The following is a 15,326-nucleotide window of genomic DNA, read 5'->3' as shown; positions in this document are numbered from 1 at the left end:
CGGTCATGGTTCCATGGAGGGGTGACGCACACTCCGATGACCGTTGAGATCTGGTCCGATATCAACTGCCCGTTCTGCTACCTGGGCGTGCACCAGTTCCTGGAGGGACTGGGCGGCTTCGATCACCGAGACGATGTCGAGGTGATCCACCGTTCGTTCGAACTCGATCCGACGCAGATGCGCGGGGCCTCCGGCGACGTGGTGGCGCATCTGGCCGACAAATACGGTTTCACCCTCGAACAGGCCGCCGAGGGGGAGCGTCAGCTGGCGGAGAAGGCCGCCGAGTTCGGTCTGCCCTACATCAGTTCCGGACGCGACTACGGCGACTCCTTCGATATGCATCGCCTGGTGCACTTCGCCGCCGAGACCGGTCGATCCGAAGACATGCTGTTGGCGCTGCTGCACGCGAACTTCGGTGACGAGCGCCCCCTGTTCGGCAATCCCGAGCGGCTGGTGCAGGTCGCCGTCGACGAGGGCTTCGACGAGGCGGCCGTGCGCGAGGTCCTCGCCGACCCCGACCGCTATGCCGAGCAGGTCCGCACCGATGAGAACCTGGCCCGCGAGCTGAAGTGCCAGGGTGTGCCGTACTTCGTCCTGGACCGGCACTTCGTGATCTCTGGCGCCCAGCCGGCCGAGGTCTACGCCGATGCGCTGCGGCAGGGCTGGGAACACCACACCGGTACCGAGTCGGGCGACTGACGACTCTTCGGTCCACTCTTCCGCCACGGATCCGGCGGTGCTAACTTAACGGCGATAACTTAACCGTCGTCGAATGGATTCGCATGCTGGAACGGTTGACTCGCCGGGTGATCGCGGCACCCCGGGTGGTGCTGTCGGTGGCCGTAGTGCTGCTGGTGGCCTTGGGACTGTACGGCTTCGGCGCGGCCGGAAAGATGCTGGCCGGCGGCTACGAGGACCCGGGCAGCGAGTCCACCCGCGCCCAGCAGGCCGTCGACCGGGTCTTCGGGCAGGGCGGCGTCCAACTGGTCGTGAAGCTCGACGGGCCGGCCGGCACCGATATGGCGACCGACCCGGTGGCGCGCACCGTCGGCGACGAGGTGGTCGAACAACTCACCGCCACCGGCTATGTCCAGCAGCCGATCGCCACGGTCTGGAACTCCCCGCAGCTGGCCTCGGAACTGCTGAGCCGGGACAAGACCTCCACGCAGATCGTCGCCGGAATCGAGGGCGACGAGGCGCAGGCCGCCGATCGGGCCCGGGAACTCGAATCCCAGATCCCGGGGCTGCGGCAGGGCATCGAGATCAAGGTCGGCGGCCCGGCGCTGGTCTACACGCAGGTCAACGATCAGACGTCGAAGGATCTGCTGATCGCCGAGTCGATCGCCATCCCGATCAGCTTCCTGCTGCTGATCGTGATCTTCGGCGGCGCCGTGGCCGCCGCGCTGCCGGTGCTGGTGGGCATCGTCTCGATCATCGGTGCCATGGCGCTGTTGCGGCTGATCACCGAGTTCGCCGATGTGTCGATCTTCGCGCTGAACCTGGCCACGGCGATGGGCCTGGCCCTGGCGATCGACTACACGCTGCTGATCGTCACCCGCTACCGCGAGGAGGTCGAGCGCGGCAATCCGCGCCCCGAAGCGATCGTGACGACCATCAACACCGCCGGCCGCACGGTGATCTTCTCCGGGATCACCGTCGCCCTGTCGATGGCGGCGCTGGTGATCTTCCCGATGTACTTCCTGCGCTCGTTCGCCTACGCCGGCGTCGGGGTGGTGATCGTGGCAGTCCTGGCCGCCGTGGTGCTGACCCCGGCGCTGCTGGCGGTGCTTGGCGATCGCGTCGACGCGCTGGATCTGCGCAAGACGGCGCGGCGAGTCCTGCGCCGCCCGCCGCGGCAGCCCGTGCCGCTGGAGCAGAGCTTCTGGTACCGCAGCGCCCAATGGGTGCTGCGCCGGGCCGTGCCGGTGGCGGTGCTGATCACCGCGCTGCTGGTGGTGCTGGGGCTGCCGTTCACCGGCATCAAGTTCGGGTTCCCGGATGACCGGGTGCTGCCGACCTCGGCCAGCGCCCACGCGATCCAGCAGGAGATCCGCGACCAGTACGCCGAGAACCCGTCGTCGAACGTGACCGGGGTGATCGAGGGACTGGTCGGCAGTCCGGCGATGACCGCCTACGTCGAAGACCTCTCGCGGGTAGAGCACGTGAGCTTGGTCTCCAGTGCGGTCGGTGTCTTCCGGGACGGTCAGCCGATCGCACCCCCGCCGCCGGGCATGGTGGTCGGTGAGGTGGCGCTGCTGAGCATCACCGGCGACGTCGAACCGATGCAGTCCGACGGTCAGGAGCAGCTCGCGGCACTGCGTGCGGTGCCCGCCCCGCCGGGCGCGCGGGTCAGCTTCGCCGGACTGGCCGCGGCCAACGCCGACACCGTCGACGCGATCTACCGCTACCTGCCGTGGGTTCTGCTGATCATCGCCGTGGCCACCTATGTGCTGCTGTTCCTGTTCACCGGCAGCGTCGTCCTGCCGCTCAAGGCGCTGGTGATGAACGTGCTGTCGTTGACGGCGACCTTCGGGGCGATGGTGTGGATCTTCCAGGAGGGTCACCTGGGCGGTCTGGGCACCACTCCGATCGGTCTGCTGGTGGCGACCATGCCGGTGCTGATGTTCTGCATCGCCTTCGGCCTGTCGATGGACTACGAGGTGTTCCTGCTCGGACGGATCCGCGAGGAGTGGCTCAAATCGGGGCAGGGGCGCGACGACAACGATCGCGCGGTGGCCATCGGCCTGGCCCGCACCGGCCGCGTGGTGACCGCCGCCGCACTGCTGATGGCCATTGTTTTCGCCGGGATCGCCGCCTCGCAGGTGTCGTTCATGCGAATGTTCGGGGTAGGCCTGGCACTGGCGGTGCTGATGGATGCGACATTGATCCGGATGATGCTGGTACCGGCGTTCATGCGGTTGGCCGGACGCTGGAACTGGTGGGCGCCGGCACCGTTGCGCCGGCTGCACGACCGTATCGGGCTGACCGAAGAGTGATCCGATGACAGGGATCCGATGACCCGGAGGTGTCGAGTGCGCAAACGATCACCGCGCGGCTCGGGCGGCCTGCTGGGCGACGAGATCCTCGACGCGGCCACCGAACTGCTGATCGCCGGTGATGGCGGCGCCGGGGTCTCCATCCGGGCCGTGGCCGCCCGGGTCGGGGTCACGCCGCCGTCGATCTACCTGCACTTCGCCGACAAAGAGGAGTTGCTGGATGCGGTCTGTGCGCGGTTCTTCGAGCAGTTCGACGACGTCATGGTCGCTGCTGCCGACGGTATCGACGATCTGACCGAACGCGGTGTCGCCCAGGGACTGGCCTATGTGCGGTTCGCCATCGACAACCCGGTGATCTTCCGCGAGGCCTTCGCCCGTCCGACCACCGAACCCACCCAGACCGACCAGGTGCTCATGGCCTCGGCGTTCCAGCGCATGCGGGCCACGGTGGCCGAGGCGATGGAAGCGGGGGTGCTGCCGCGCGGTGAGGTGACCGCGATGGTGCTGCGACTGTGGTCGATCGCGCACGGCGTCGCCGACTTGATGACGGCCAAACCGGGGCTACCCTGGGGGCAGGATCTGACGCTGGCCGAAGATGTTCTTCGGGCCGCCTTGACGGGATTTGGTCAAGAATCGGTAAAGTCGGAACTACTGCGGCGCGATGAGCGTTGAACCGGTGAGAGTGCCGCCCATCCACCCTTGAAGGAGAACCCGAGTGCGCGATAGCAGCAACCCGGTCATGCGCGGAGTGGTCCGCGACAATCAGCCTGCCCCCTACGCAGGCTTCAACCAGGCCATTCCCGGCGCCCAGCAGGCAGCATGGCAGGCCGGGCAGCAGAACAATCCCTACCTGAGCGAGCAGGGCTTCGCCCCGGCACCGACCACCGGCCGGCAGATCACGGTCGACGACGTCGTCGTCAAGACCGGCATCACCCTGGGTGTGCTGATCGCTGTGGCGATCGCCACCTATGCCGCGATCGCGACCCGGGCGACCGAGGCCGCGCAGTCGTCGTTGGCCATGCCGCTGCTCGCGGTCGGTGCCATCGGCGGTCTGGTACTGGTGCTGGTCGCCAGCTTCGGCCGCAAGCAGGACAACCCCGCCATCGTGCTGAGCTACGCCGCCTTCGAGGGGCTGTTCGTCGGCGCGATCTCGTTCGTCTTCGCTAACTTCGTCGTCGCCGACGGGGTGACCGCCGGGGCCATGATCGGTCAGGCGGTGATCGGCACGCTCGGCGTCTTCGTCGGCATGCTCGTGGTCTACAAGGTCGGCGCGATCCGCGTCACCCCGCGCTTCACCCGCATGCTGATGGCCGGCCTGTTCGGTGTGCTGGGACTGATGCTGGTGAACCTGGTGCTGGGCCTGTTCGGTGTCGACACCGGCCTGCGCAGCGGCGGCCCGATCGCCATCATCTTCTCGCTGGTGTGCATCGCGCTGGCAGCGTTCAGCTTCCTGATCGACTTCGACGCCGCCGACAAGCTGGTCAAGGCCGGCGCACCGGAGAAGGCCGCCTGGGGCGTCGCCCTGGGGCTGACCGTCACCCTGGTCTGGCTGTACGTCGAAATTCTGCGCCTGCTGAGCTACCTCAACAGCGACTAGCAGCGGACCTGCACGACCGCCGAGGCCCCCGAGGTTCGCTTTCGAACCCGGGGGCCTCGTGCTGTCGTGGATTGTGCGGTCGCTGGGCGGGGCGGTCTTCCGAGGCGTGTGACCCCGGCGCGGTCACGAATCTCGGAGAACCAGCCGTCGGGCCAACAGCAGCTGGCTGGTGACTCAGTCAGCCGTCGAAGGCGTTGCGCAGCCGCAGCAGATCGGGTGACTGCATCTGGGTGCTCTTGACGAAGCCATCGAGGATGCCGGTCTGTTCGCGTTTACAGGACGGGTCGTTTCCTCCGGTGCGGCCGAGTGACCGGATCTCCTGATCGACCGCCTCCGGCTGGGTGAGCGCGAGCGGCTCGAGGACCACCGGATCGCCGGACTCCGGAATCAGCTTCAGCGATACGGCGACCACGATCGCCTTGCCGTTGCCGGACTCCTCGGGCCCGATGGTCACCACCATCCGATCGCCGGACTTCGGCTTCACGGTGAAGTCGACGTCGCTGGAGACGGTGTCGCTGGACAACTCCATCGTCCACGGGTTGTACGGAATCTTCACCGAATAGAACGCGGAGACGACCATGCCGCCGCCCTGGCGGTTGCAGCTGACGGTCTTGGCCTCGAGCACCGTGGTCTCGATGCGGACGATCTTGATCGGTGTATCACCGTTGTTCCGCAGGGTGATATCCACCGGGGTCGCCTGCGTGGTCATCGGCGACGTGCTCGTCTTGTCCGAGGTCATGAACGTGACCGCGTCGATCGATGACGGATCATCGAAACTCAGCTTCTCCACCTCCAGGGTCCTGGCGATCTGGGCCGAGCCTTGCGAACCGTTCGGCCAGAAGACGGTGAGCAGGACCGCGGCCACGGTCACCAGCGTGGCGACCGTGATCCAGATCGGGTGCATGAGCGCCTGGACGGTCGTCCCGAGAAACGACGACCCGCCGGCCGCCCGCGGTGCAGGTCGGGTCTGCTGAACACGCAGCTGCGGACGTGGGCCGAGTGGCGGCCGGGGTGCTGGAGCGGGCACATCGTCGACCCAGAGTCTCCACCCGCGGGGCGGTGGACCCCACCGTGGATCCGGTTGCCAGCCGGGCGGCGGCTGCCAGCCGGGATCGGGCGGCGGCGGCCAATTCGGGGGAGGGTTGTAGCGCATGGGCTGAGTGTAGGTAGCGACCACGGGGCGCGGAAGAATCCCTTCAGCCGAACTGTGCTGCCGTCGCGGCTACTGCTGTCCGGATCTTCCGAGGCCCGTGACGCGTATCGGGTCACGCGCCTCGGAGGACGGATCGTCGTGGCGTGAACGACGAGCAGGATGCGCGACGGGCGGCTCCGGAAGTGATCCGGAGCCGCCCGTCGTCGGTGGCGTCTGGCCTCGACTGAGGTCTAGCCGAAGCCGACCGTCAGCTGAGGCGCTCGATGATCATCGCCATGCCCTGGCCGCCGCCGACGCACATGGTCTCCAGACCGAAGGTCTTGTCGTGCGTCTGCAGGTTGTTCAGCAGGGTGGTGGTGATGCGAGCACCGGTCATACCGAACGGGTGGCCCAGGGCGATCGCGCCGCCGGAGACGTTCAGGCGATCGTGGTCCATACCCAGGACGTCGGCCGAGCCGAGCACTTGGACGGCGAAGGCCTCGTTGATCTCGTACAGATCGATGTCCGACAGTGACATGTCGGCCACGCGCAGCACCTTGCGGACCGCCTCGATCGGGCCCAGGCCCATGATCTCCGGCGACAGGCCGGTGGCGGCGGTGGCCACGACGCGTGCGAGCGGCGTCAGGCCCAGGGCCTTGGCCTTGGTGTCGCTCATGATCACCAGGGCGGCGGCGCCGTCGTTCAGCGGGCACGCGTTGCCGGCGGTGATGGTGCCGTCGGGGCGGAAGACCGGCTGCAGCTGGCTGATCTTCTCGTAGGTGGTGCCCGCGCGCGGGCCGTCGTCGGCGGTCACCTTGGTGCCGTCGGCCAGGGTGATCGGGTCGATCTCACGGGCGTAGAAGCCGTTGTTGATGGCCTCCTCGGCGCGGTTCTGGCTGCGCACGGCCCAGCGGTCCTGGTCCTCGCGGGAGATCCCGGTGTAGGTGGCGACGTTCTCGGCGGTCTGGCCCATCGGGATGTAGACGTCGGGGAGCAGGTCGTCCTCGCGGGGGTCGTGCCACTTGCCGGCACCGCCCTGAGCGGTGAGGACGGTCCGGGCCTCGGCCTCGTCGAACATCGGATTCTTGGAGTTGGGCAGACCGTCGGCCGCGCCGGAGGTGCCGAAGCTCGAGACGCTCTCGACGCCACCGGAGATGAAGACATCGCCCTCACCGGCCTTGATGGCGTGCAGCGCCATGCGGGTGGTCTGCAACGACGACGAGCAGTAGCGGTTGACGGTCACGCCCGGCACGTGGTCCAGGCCGAGTTCCACCGCCACCACGCGCGCGATGTTGTAGCCACCGGCGCCACCGGGCTGCCCGATGCCCAGGTGGATGTCTTCGATGTCGGCGACGTCGAGTTCGGGCACCTTGGCGATCGCCGTAGCGATCATCTGGCGAGCGAGTTCGTCGGGGCGGACGTCCTTGAGGGACCCCTTCCCGGCGCGGCCGATCGGGGAGCGGGCAGTGGCAACGATGACAGCTTCTGGCATGGGGCCAGCCTAACGCAGGCACGGTCGTGGGACTATGGACTCATGCGCATCGCCAATCACGTCGTCGACCTGGTCGGAAACACGCCGCTGGTCAAGCTCAACTCGGTGGTCAAGCCGGGCTCGGGTCTGGTCGCCGCGAAGATCGAATATCTGAATCCGGGTGGCAGTTCCAAGGACCGTATCGCCAGCCGCATGATCGACGCGGCCGAAGCCTCCGGTGAGCTGAAGCCGGGCGGCACCATCGTCGAACCGACCTCGGGTAACACCGGTGTGGGGCTGGCTCTGGTGGCTCAGCAGCGTGGCTACAAGTGCATCTTCGTGTGCCCGGACAAGGTGGCCAAGGATAAGCTCGACGTGCTGCGGGCCTACGGCGCGCAGGTCGTGGTGTGCCCGACCGCGGTGCCGCCGGAGCACCCGGACAGCTACTACAAGGTCTCTGATCGTCTGGTCAGCGAGATCGACGGCGCCTGGAAGCCGAACCAGTACCAGAACCAGGCCGGACCGCGGAGTCACTACGAGACTACCGGCCCGGAGATCTGGGCGGACACCGACGGCAAGGTGACACACTTCGTCGCCGGCGTCGGTACCGGCGGCACCATCACCGGAACCGGGCGCTACCTCAAGGAGGTCTCCGAGGGTCGGGTGAAGGTGGTCGGCGTGGACCCGGAGGGCTCGGTGTATTCCGGCGGCTCGGGTCGGCCGTACCTGGTCGAGGGTGTCGGCGAGGACTTCTGGCCGGGTGCCTACGACCCGACCGTGCCCGACGAGATCATCGCGGTCTCCGATGCGGACTCGTTCGAGATGACGCGCCGGCTGGCGCGCGAGGAAGGGCTGCTGGTCGGTGGCTCGTGCGGCATGGCCGTGGTGGCCGCGCTGCAGGTCGCCGAACGCGAGGGCCCGGACTCGCTGGTCGTCGTGCTGCTGCCCGACGGCGGCCGCGGTTACCTGTCGAAGATCTTCAACGACGAGTGGATGAGCAGCTACGGCTTCCTGCGGACTCCGCTGGAAGGCGAGCGCCCCGAGGCCACCGTCGGCGAGGTGCTGCGCGGTAAGACAGGTCTGCTGCCGGACCTGGTGCACACCCATCCGCAGGAGACGCTGCGCGATGCGATCGAGATCCTGCGCGAGTTCGGGGTCTCGCAGATGCCGGTGGTCGGGGCCGAACCGCCGGTGATGGCCGGCGAGGTCGCCGGTTCGGTGAACGAGCGCGACCTGCTCTCGGCGGTCTTCGAAGGCCGCGCCACCCTGGCAGATCCGGTGTCGGCGCACATGGGCCAGGCGTTCCCGCTGATCGGTGCCGGAGAGCCCGTATCGGCGGCGATGGAATTGTTGGGTGACACCGATGCGTTGATGGTGGTAGAGGACGGTAAGCCCGCCGGTGTGATCACCCGGCACGACCTCCTCGCCTATGCGAGCATTCATCCGCTCCCGACTCGTGAGGACAAGCAGTGACCGATCAGGGTTTCGCCGATTCAGGATTCTCCACCAAGGCCATCCATGCGGGCTATGAGCCGGATCCGCAGACCGGTGCGGTCAACGTGCCGATCTATGCCAGCTCCACCTTCGCGCAGGACGGCGTCGGCGGGATGCGTGACGGCTTCGAGTACGCACGCACCGGCAACCCGACGCGGCGGGTCCTGGAGGCCAATCTGGCTGCCATCGAGAACGGCACGTACGGCCGCGGATTCAGCTCCGGTATGGCTGCCACCGATGCGATTCTGCGCGCCGCGCTGCGCCCCGGCGACCATCTGGTGATTCCGAACGACGCCTACGGCGGCACCTTCCGGCTGATCGACAAGGTCTTCTCGCAGTGGGGGATCGAGTACTCGGTGGCTCCGGTGAACGACGTCGCCGCGATCGCGAACGCCATGACGCCCAAGACCAAGCTGGTCTGGACCGAGACTCCGACCAACCCGCTGCTCAATGTCGGCGACATCTCCGCGATCGCCGAAGTCGCCCACGATAACGGTGCGAAGCTGGTGGTGGACAACACCTTCGCCACCCCGTACCTGCAGCGGCCGCTGGACGCCGGCGCCGACATCGTCGTGCATTCGACCACCAAATACCTCGGCGGCCACTCCGACGTGGTCGGCGGCGCGATCATCACCAACGACGAGCAGTTCGACGCCGATATCGCGTTTCTGCAGAACGGTGCCGGTGCGGTGCCCGGACCGTTCGACGCCTATCTGACGATGCGCGGTATCAAGACGCTCGCTGTCCGGATGGACCGGCACTGCGACAACGCCGAGAGACTGGTCGAGGCGCTTTCGGCGCACCCGAAGATCACCCAGGTTCTGTACCCGGGCCTGGCCGATCATCCGGGTCACGAGGCCGCCGCGAAACAGATGAAGCGCTTCGGTGGAATGATCTCGGTGCGGGTCGCCGGCGGCGAAGCGGCCGCACAGGAGTTCTGCGCCCGGACGAAGGTGTTCACGCTCGCGGAGTCACTCGGCGGTGTGGAATCGCTGATCGAGCATCCCGGTGCGATGACGCACGCCTCCACTGCCGGTTCGTTGCTGGAGGTGCCGGCCGATCTGGTCCGGCTGTCCGTCGGGATCGAAGACGTTACCGACCTGATCGCCGACGTGGAGCAGGCACTCGGCTGATTCTTCGGGGGCGCGACCGGCTCCGTCACGCTCGTCGTGTCGTCCGAACGCGTGAATGAACGGTCGTATTTCGGATTTCCGGGAACCTTCCGCGGCTGAGGCGCGTCTAACTCTTACAACAGACGAATCTGCCGTCGGGGGGCGGCGGATGTCTGTTCAGGGGGACCGCGGGTGGAAGTCGGCAACTGGGGGAGCCGGCTTCCACCCGCCCTCGCCCAAGATCTCGTTCAAAGAATCTTTGAAAACGATGGAACCGGATCAGCATTCGGTGCGTCTAATTCATAGACGGTTGCATCCGCCACCCGGGGGATGGCGGATTCGACCGGACGAAGGGAAGTGTGGCGATAGCCGGCATCGGGGGAGTCGGCACTCACCACGCTTCGGGGGAACGGTGTTGGGTGCCGGTATCGGGGGAGCCGGCCCCAACACCACCTCGGAAACCCGAACCGAACGGACGACGCGGAGGTTCCTATGCCGGAAGTGATGTCGATCTCGACTGTGTGGCTGAATCGGGCTCGTGAGGCTGAGAACGCGGCGAGGGAGTTGGAGAGACTAGTTTCTTCCGCGGGAACAGTTTTGTCTCAAAACCGGTTTGGAGTCGACTGTGTTGAGGGGCGTGCGCTCTTTGTGAATCTCAACCATGCGGTTGAACTATGGAGATCTAGTATCTCAGCTATTGCCGAAGACTTGGCTACGACTGCTCTGCACTGTCGAACTGCTGCAGCCCATTATGAGTTGGTAGATAGTTTGTCAGCCAGTGAGATCGGCGACTGAAGTGCCTATGCCTGACCTGCTCGCCCCCGTACTGGGGTTTGTGGTGTTGATGTCCGCAGCGGCCTGCACGTCGGTAAATGAACAAGCAGCTGGCTCTAGACAGACTGCGATTCAAGGGACGCCCTCGACTGGACCGCAAGTCCCGGATGCGTCCTCGCTGCCTTTTGACTCGTTCTTTACTCGACGATGGAACACGGGTAACGATGGAACGACTTATGAACCGTGCCTAGCGATCAGAGGCTCAGCGCTGGAAGCGCTCGGAATCTCGGCCGGAACGGTGAGTGACGCTGCCGGTAGTGATGGGCAGACCGCGCGCGGCTGTTATTGGGAATATCATCCTACAGATGAGGGACTTTGGGCGGTTTCTCAAACAGTCGGGAATTCAGATAACCTCGTTGACTACAAGGACAAGTACCAAGACAGGTATTGGTTGGATGATATTCGCATCGACGGTCGCGTCGTTGGTATCTCGCAATCAAAGCACCTGATTGAATGTCTTACATACGTTCAATCAGGTCGAGCTGGAGTTACGACTACAGTCATCCATCATCGCTCCCCCCGCACGTCGATCACCGAAGTTTGTGATCGAGCGATCGCCTTCACCGAAGCCACCATCACCAAAATGCCCCGCTGACGCAGGCGAGTCGGCGTCAGCGGACGTCCGGCGCCCGGATGCTGTGCGCTGCAGCGGAGCCGGCAGGACGCCGTTGGCGCCCAGCCATGGATTCGAACATACGAACTTGTCGTACCCCGATGTCATCATAGTTGCACGGGCTCGGATGGCCGCCGGTGAGATGTATCGGCCATCGGCGGCGAGCCCGGAACGTGCCGGGCGCGGTGTTCGGTGGCGATGTGTTTTTTGAGAATTTCATATTGGGCCCGCGGGGTGCGCGGTGGTCAGGCGCTCAGTGATCGCAGCTGACGGCGTGGCATGGGCGCTTGGGCGAGGCGAGCTTCGCGGTGTCGGCATTGCCGAAATCCGTTGCGCGTCAACGGTTTAGAGTGCACAACATGGTGGGCAGACAATCTGGTGTGGATTGACCAGATTGGATGAGTGGCCGAAAGCGAGCGTGGATCCCTTGCTTGGGACACCTATGCGTACTCGTTCGCACACCGGTTGCTGATCATTCGGAAGAAGCGGGGCTACTCGCAGGAGGAGCTGGCAGAACGTTGCGGACTGCACCGCAACGCGGTCTCGAATCTGGAGCGTGCGACGAGTAACCGTCCGCCACATATCTCCGATCCTCAGCTGTCGACGGTGTATCGCCTGGCCCGGGCTCTCGAGGTACCGCCGGCTCTTCTGCTGCCGGAGGTTTCGGTGAAGCTGCCGAGTCGTTCGAAGGAGCAGGCAACGGTCAACGCTCTTTCCGCAGTCGAGACGGAACTGCACCGGCTCCTTGCCGACGATGTAGAAGCCTGACGGCGCAAGAGCGCCCAGGGGCCGGTGCTCGAAGTGCTCTATCGAGGCGCTGAAAGACGTAGACCGAGCCGCGGTCTGCGGCCCGGTCTACGGGAATCTGGGCGTGCGAGTGAATCAGTGCTGGTACGGCTCTGCGCTGACCAGAGTCACAGTCAGCTCGGCACCACTGGGTACCAGGTAACTGCGGCTCTCTCCGACCTTCGCATCGAGGATCGCGGCACCGATCGGCGAACTGGGGGAGAAGACCTCCAGGTCGGTAGCGACGCTCTCTTCGCGCGTTGCGATGAGGAAGGTCTTGGTGTTGGTCTTGTCGTCGCCGATATAGATCGTCACGACCGTGCCGGGCAGGGCGATACCCGACTGGGTCGGTGCCTCTCCGATCTGGGCGTCCTTCAGCAGCGCCTGCAGCTGACGGATGCGGGCCTCTTGCTGGCCCTGTTCCTCGCGGGCGGCGTGGTAGCCGCCGTTCTCCTTGAGGTCACCCTCTTCACGTCGCTCATTGATCTCGGCGGCAATCACCTCGCGGTTCGCGATCAGTGCATCGAGTTCATCTTTCAAGCGCTGCGCAGATTCAGGGGTCAACCAGGTCACATCGGCGTCGGTCATTGTCGATCTCCTTCTGCTGTCCGGCAGTGGACTGCGCGTAAACGTCGTGCCGTCGGAAAGCTCTCGGCTGAACTGGCCCCACGACACGCATGTGCTGATAATGCAGCAAGCACGGCTCCTCCCCGAAGCCGTGCGCTCCCTAGGATACCAGCCGGAGATGTGGCTCAGCGCACACGGTGTCAGCGGTCCGCGAGAGCTTCTCCGTACGACGGCTCCGCGCGTTTGAGGAATCCCACCAGAGCGTAAGTGCCGGGCATCACCACGATCTCGATCAGCGTTTTCCAGGTGAACCCGATCGCGACGAACGAGAGGAACTGTCCCCAGGTCGACACCCCGATCACCGGTGCCGCGATGGCGCAGAAGACGACGGTATCGAAGAACTCACCCACCACGGTCGAGGTGATCAATCGCGCCCAGAGACGTCGTTCACCAGTCCGTTCCTTCATCCGGACAAGGACCCACGAGTTGGTGAACTCGCCGATCAGATAGCCGGCCAGGCTCGCTGCCACCAGCTGAGGAACAGCGCCGGCCACCGCCTCGAGAGCCTGCTGATTCTCGTAACCCTCCAGCGGGGGCAGGGCGATGGTTGCGGTGAAGGCGAGGGAGGCGAGCAGCAGAATCGCAAAGCCGGTCCAGATGGTGCGCCGCATCGCGCGGAATCCGTACACCTCGCTGATCACGTCGCCGAGCACATAGCTGAGCGGGAACAGGAAGAATGCCCCGTCGGTGACGAGCCAGCCGCCGAACAGTCCGACGCCCTTCGTGGCGGCGATGTTGCTGATCAGCATGATGCCGACGAACAGCGCCATCAGCACCGGATAGTAGGGCGAAGAGACGGTGGCGAATGCCGCTTGCCTCGGGGCCTTGGTGGGGGTGTCCGCCGGGCGCGTGGCGTCCGGCCGTCCAGAGTCTGCGGGATCGTCCTCGGTCACCGGTGCGTCCTCATTCCTCGGCTTGCAGGTACGACGGCACCGACGTGGTGCAGCCGAAGACCTCGCCGATCACCGCGGGGCGAGAGGTCTGCACGACGGTCCGGGCACCGATCTGCACCTCGTCGCCGGCCGGAATCAGCACTTCGCGGCGCCCGACCTCGGCGCCGTCCTGGGCCCGGCCGCGGACCACGCAGGCGACGGCCTCGTCCGGATTCTTCCGGTTGACGGTGTAGAGAACGGCGACCGAATTGGAGCTGAGCACATCGTGCCCGGTCGCCGAACCGGAGACCTCCGGGTCAGCGAACTGCTTCCATCCGATGAACGCGATGATCACTCCGAGAACGACGACCGTGGTCGAGCTGATCAGGAACCATCGACGCCGACTCTGCGGGGACTGCTCCGTCGGGTACGTCGCACGCGGACCGCTCTGCGGTTTTGGCCGGTCGCCGACCCGATCTGAACTGCTCACTCGTCAATACCTACCATGTAGGGCAGGACCGAGCGAAGGTGAGGAAGCGTGACCGAGAGCACGGGGCGCCTGCGACTCATGGCTGTGCATGCACATCCTGACGACGAGTCGAGCAAGGCGGCCGCGACATTGGCCAAATACGCGGCGGCCGGACACGAAGTCCTGGTCGTGACACTGACCGGCGGTGAGCGCGGAGACATCCTCAATCCAGCCATGGACCGACCAGGAATTCTGGAGAATCTTCCCGAGGTGCGCAAGGACGAGATGGCCGCCGCTGCCGCAGCGCTCGGCGTCGACCAGATGTGGCTGGGCTTCGTCGACTCGGGTCTGCCGCAGGGCGATCCGCCGCCTCCGCTGCCGGACGGTTGCTTCGCCCTGGTGCCGGTCGAGGAAGCCACCGAGGCCCTGGTCAGGGTCGTCCGTGAGTTCAAGCCGCACGTGATGATCACGTACGACGAGAACGGCGGCTATCCGCACCCCGACCACATCATGTGTCACAAGGTTTCGGTCGCCGCCTTCGAAACGGCCGGCGACCCGGAGGCATTCCCCGAGGCGGGACCGCCGTGGACCCCGCTGAAGCTCTACTACACGCACGGCTTCATCCGCGACCGCATCTACGCCTTCTCTGAAGAACTGGAGAAGGCCGGCATGGAGAACCCGTTCCGCGAGTGGCTGTCCAAGTGGAAGCGCGAGCAGGGTGACATCATGGCTCGCGTCACCACGCAGGTCTCCTGCGCCGACTACTTCCCGCAGCGCGACGATGCCCTGCGTGCGCACGCCACACAGATCGACCCGAACGGCTTCTTCTTCGCAGTTCCGCTCGAGTGGCAGCAGCGGCTGTGGCCCACCGAAGAATTCGAGCTCGCCCAGACCCGGGTGCAGACCGCTATCCCGGAGAACGACCTGTTCGCCGGAATCGAGGAGACGTGAACACCGTGCTGACGCTGGCGAACGAAGCCGCGTTCCTGCTCGCCGACAAGCCACCGGCCAAAGGTCCCGAGTTCGGTAAGGCTTCGCCGATCGGATTGCTGGTGATCGTGCTGCTGCTGGTGGCTACGTTCCTGTTGATCCGCTCAATGAACAAGCAGCTCCGCAAGCTGCCGGAGACCTTCGACGCCGACAACCCCGAGCCGGACCAGGCCTTCGACGACGGCACTGTCGCAGAAGATGTCCCCGACCCCGATGCCGTCGCCGACGCTGCCGGAGCACAGACACCGGGGTCCGCTGAGACGCGTGGGGCCGCCGAACAGGTCGATGAGCCCGGCTCCAGTCCCGACCGGGGCTGAGGCCGCGCAGTAACGG

15 protein-coding genes are annotated in these 15,326 nt (G+C 65.8%); 10 read left to right on the top strand and 5 right to left on the bottom strand.

The genetic code is table 11. The features are described 5' to 3' along the window. Positions 1 to 36 precede the first annotated feature (36 nt). From GOHSU_RS12105 to GOHSU_RS12090, 4 genes are all read left to right on the top strand, one after another. Positions 37 to 699 carry a DsbA family oxidoreductase gene (locus GOHSU_RS12105; RefSeq protein WP_024332592.1) on the top strand — a complete coding sequence of 221 codons (663 nt, stop codon included), beginning with the start codon at positions 37 to 39 and terminating at the stop codon, positions 697 to 699. Positions 700 to 782: 83 nt separating this feature from the next. Next, positions 783 to 2,996: an MMPL family transporter gene (locus GOHSU_RS12100; RefSeq protein ID WP_005942070.1), complete on the top strand. Its 2,214-nt coding sequence runs from the start codon at positions 783 to 785 to the stop codon at positions 2,994 to 2,996. 36 nt (positions 2,997 to 3,032) lie between these two features. Then, on the top strand, positions 3,033 to 3,668 hold the full coding sequence (locus tag GOHSU_RS12095) for a TetR/AcrR family transcriptional regulator (protein WP_005942069.1): 636 nt from the start codon (positions 3,033 to 3,035) through the stop codon (positions 3,666 to 3,668). A gap of 43 nt (positions 3,669 to 3,711) precedes the next feature. Beyond that, a complete protein-coding gene (locus GOHSU_RS12090; protein WP_005942067.1) occupies positions 3,712 to 4,593 on the top strand; it encodes a Bax inhibitor-1/YccA family protein in 882 nt (293 codons plus the stop codon). Positions 4,594 to 4,771: 178 nt separating this feature from the next. Here the strand turns inward: GOHSU_RS12090 and GOHSU_RS12085 are convergent, their stop codons facing one another. Then, positions 4,772 to 5,497, bottom strand: a complete 726-nt coding sequence (locus GOHSU_RS12085; protein ID WP_024332590.1) for a hypothetical protein — start codon at positions 5,495 to 5,497, stop codon at positions 4,772 to 4,774. Positions 5,498 to 5,993: 496 nt separating this feature from the next. Then, positions 5,994 to 7,217, bottom strand: a complete 1,224-nt coding sequence (locus GOHSU_RS12080) for an acetyl-CoA C-acetyltransferase (RefSeq protein ID WP_005942063.1) — start codon at positions 7,215 to 7,217, stop codon at positions 5,994 to 5,996. A gap of 42 nt (positions 7,218 to 7,259) precedes the next feature. Here GOHSU_RS12080 and GOHSU_RS12075 point away from each other — a divergent pair, with 42 nt between their 5' ends. From GOHSU_RS12075 to GOHSU_RS12065, 4 genes are all read left to right on the top strand, one after another. Further along, on the top strand, positions 7,260 to 8,669 hold the full coding sequence (locus GOHSU_RS12075; protein ID WP_005942061.1) for a cystathionine beta-synthase: 1,410 nt from the start codon (positions 7,260 to 7,262) through the stop codon (positions 8,667 to 8,669). Further along, positions 8,666 to 9,823, top strand: coding sequence for a cystathionine gamma-synthase (locus tag GOHSU_RS12070; protein ID WP_005942059.1), 1,158 nt, complete (start codon positions 8,666 to 8,668; stop codon positions 9,821 to 9,823). Before GOHSU_RS12075 ends, GOHSU_RS12070 begins: the two co-directional genes overlap by 4 nt. Before the next feature lie 781 nt (positions 9,824 to 10,604). Next, positions 10,605 to 11,231, top strand: coding sequence for a DUF3558 family protein (locus tag GOHSU_RS16620; protein WP_005942055.1), 627 nt, complete (start codon positions 10,605 to 10,607; stop codon positions 11,229 to 11,231). A gap of 420 nt (positions 11,232 to 11,651) precedes the next feature. After that, positions 11,652 to 12,017, top strand: coding sequence for a helix-turn-helix domain-containing protein (locus GOHSU_RS12065; protein ID WP_005942053.1), 366 nt, complete (start codon positions 11,652 to 11,654; stop codon positions 12,015 to 12,017). A 114-nt stretch (positions 12,018 to 12,131) separates the two neighbouring features. Here GOHSU_RS12065 and greA read toward each other — a convergent pair whose 3' ends face one another. The 3 genes from greA to GOHSU_RS12050 all read right to left on the bottom strand — a co-directional run bounded on the left by greA (position 12,132) and on the right by GOHSU_RS12050 (position 14,024). Further along, on the bottom strand, positions 12,132 to 12,623 hold the full coding sequence (gene greA / locus GOHSU_RS12060) for a transcription elongation factor GreA (protein ID WP_005942051.1): 492 nt from the start codon (positions 12,621 to 12,623) through the stop codon (positions 12,132 to 12,134). A gap of 179 nt (positions 12,624 to 12,802) precedes the next feature. Further along, positions 12,803 to 13,555, bottom strand: a complete 753-nt coding sequence (locus GOHSU_RS12055) for a queuosine precursor transporter (protein WP_005942049.1) — start codon at positions 13,553 to 13,555, stop codon at positions 12,803 to 12,805. Positions 13,556 to 13,565: 10 nt separating this feature from the next. Next, a complete protein-coding gene (locus GOHSU_RS12050) occupies positions 13,566 to 14,024 on the bottom strand; it encodes a DUF4307 domain-containing protein (protein WP_024332589.1) in 459 nt (152 codons plus the stop codon). 78 nt (positions 14,025 to 14,102) lie between these two features. On the opposite strand from GOHSU_RS12050, the gene mca reads away from it, so the two are divergent. Both mca and GOHSU_RS12040 read left to right on the top strand, forming a co-directional pair. Then, complete coding sequence (gene mca, locus GOHSU_RS12045; RefSeq protein WP_155821222.1) at positions 14,103 to 14,954, top strand: mycothiol conjugate amidase Mca; 852 nt, start codon at positions 14,103 to 14,105, stop codon at positions 14,952 to 14,954. 14 nt (positions 14,955 to 14,968) lie between these two features. Continuing rightward, positions 14,969 to 15,310 (top strand): hypothetical protein, encoded by a 342-nt coding sequence (locus tag GOHSU_RS12040; protein ID WP_051139473.1) that lies wholly within the window; start codon positions 14,969 to 14,971, stop codon positions 15,308 to 15,310. The last annotated feature ends 16 nt before the right edge of the window (positions 15,311 to 15,326 follow it).

Source organism: Gordonia hirsuta DSM 44140 = NBRC 16056 (assembly GCF_000333015.1).
GTDB lineage: Bacteria > Actinomycetota > Actinomycetes > Mycobacteriales > Mycobacteriaceae > Gordonia > Gordonia hirsuta.
This window is presented reverse-complemented; position numbering and strand designations above follow the sequence as displayed.

Coding starts and splice junctions, on each gene's coding strand:
- GOHSU_RS12075 (WP_005942061.1), top strand. CDS start 7,260: ATGCGCATCGCCAATCACGTCGTCGACCTGGTCGGAAACACGCCGCTG.
- GOHSU_RS12085 (WP_024332590.1), bottom strand. CDS start 5,497: ATGCACCCGATCTGGATCACGGTCGCCACGCTGGTGACCGTGGCCGCG.
- GOHSU_RS12100 (WP_005942070.1), top strand. CDS start 783: ATGCTGGAACGGTTGACTCGCCGGGTGATCGCGGCACCCCGGGTGGTG.
- GOHSU_RS12105 (WP_024332592.1), top strand. CDS start 37: ATGACCGTTGAGATCTGGTCCGATATCAACTGCCCGTTCTGCTACCTG.
- GOHSU_RS16620 (WP_005942055.1), top strand. CDS start 10,605: ATGCCTGACCTGCTCGCCCCCGTACTGGGGTTTGTGGTGTTGATGTCC.
- GOHSU_RS12080 (WP_005942063.1), bottom strand. CDS start 7,217: ATGCCAGAAGCTGTCATCGTTGCCACTGCCCGCTCCCCGATCGGCCGC.
- mca (WP_155821222.1), top strand. CDS start 14,103: ATGGCTGTGCATGCACATCCTGACGACGAGTCGAGCAAGGCGGCCGCG.
- greA (WP_005942051.1), bottom strand. CDS start 12,623: ATGACCGACGCCGATGTGACCTGGTTGACCCCTGAATCTGCGCAGCGC.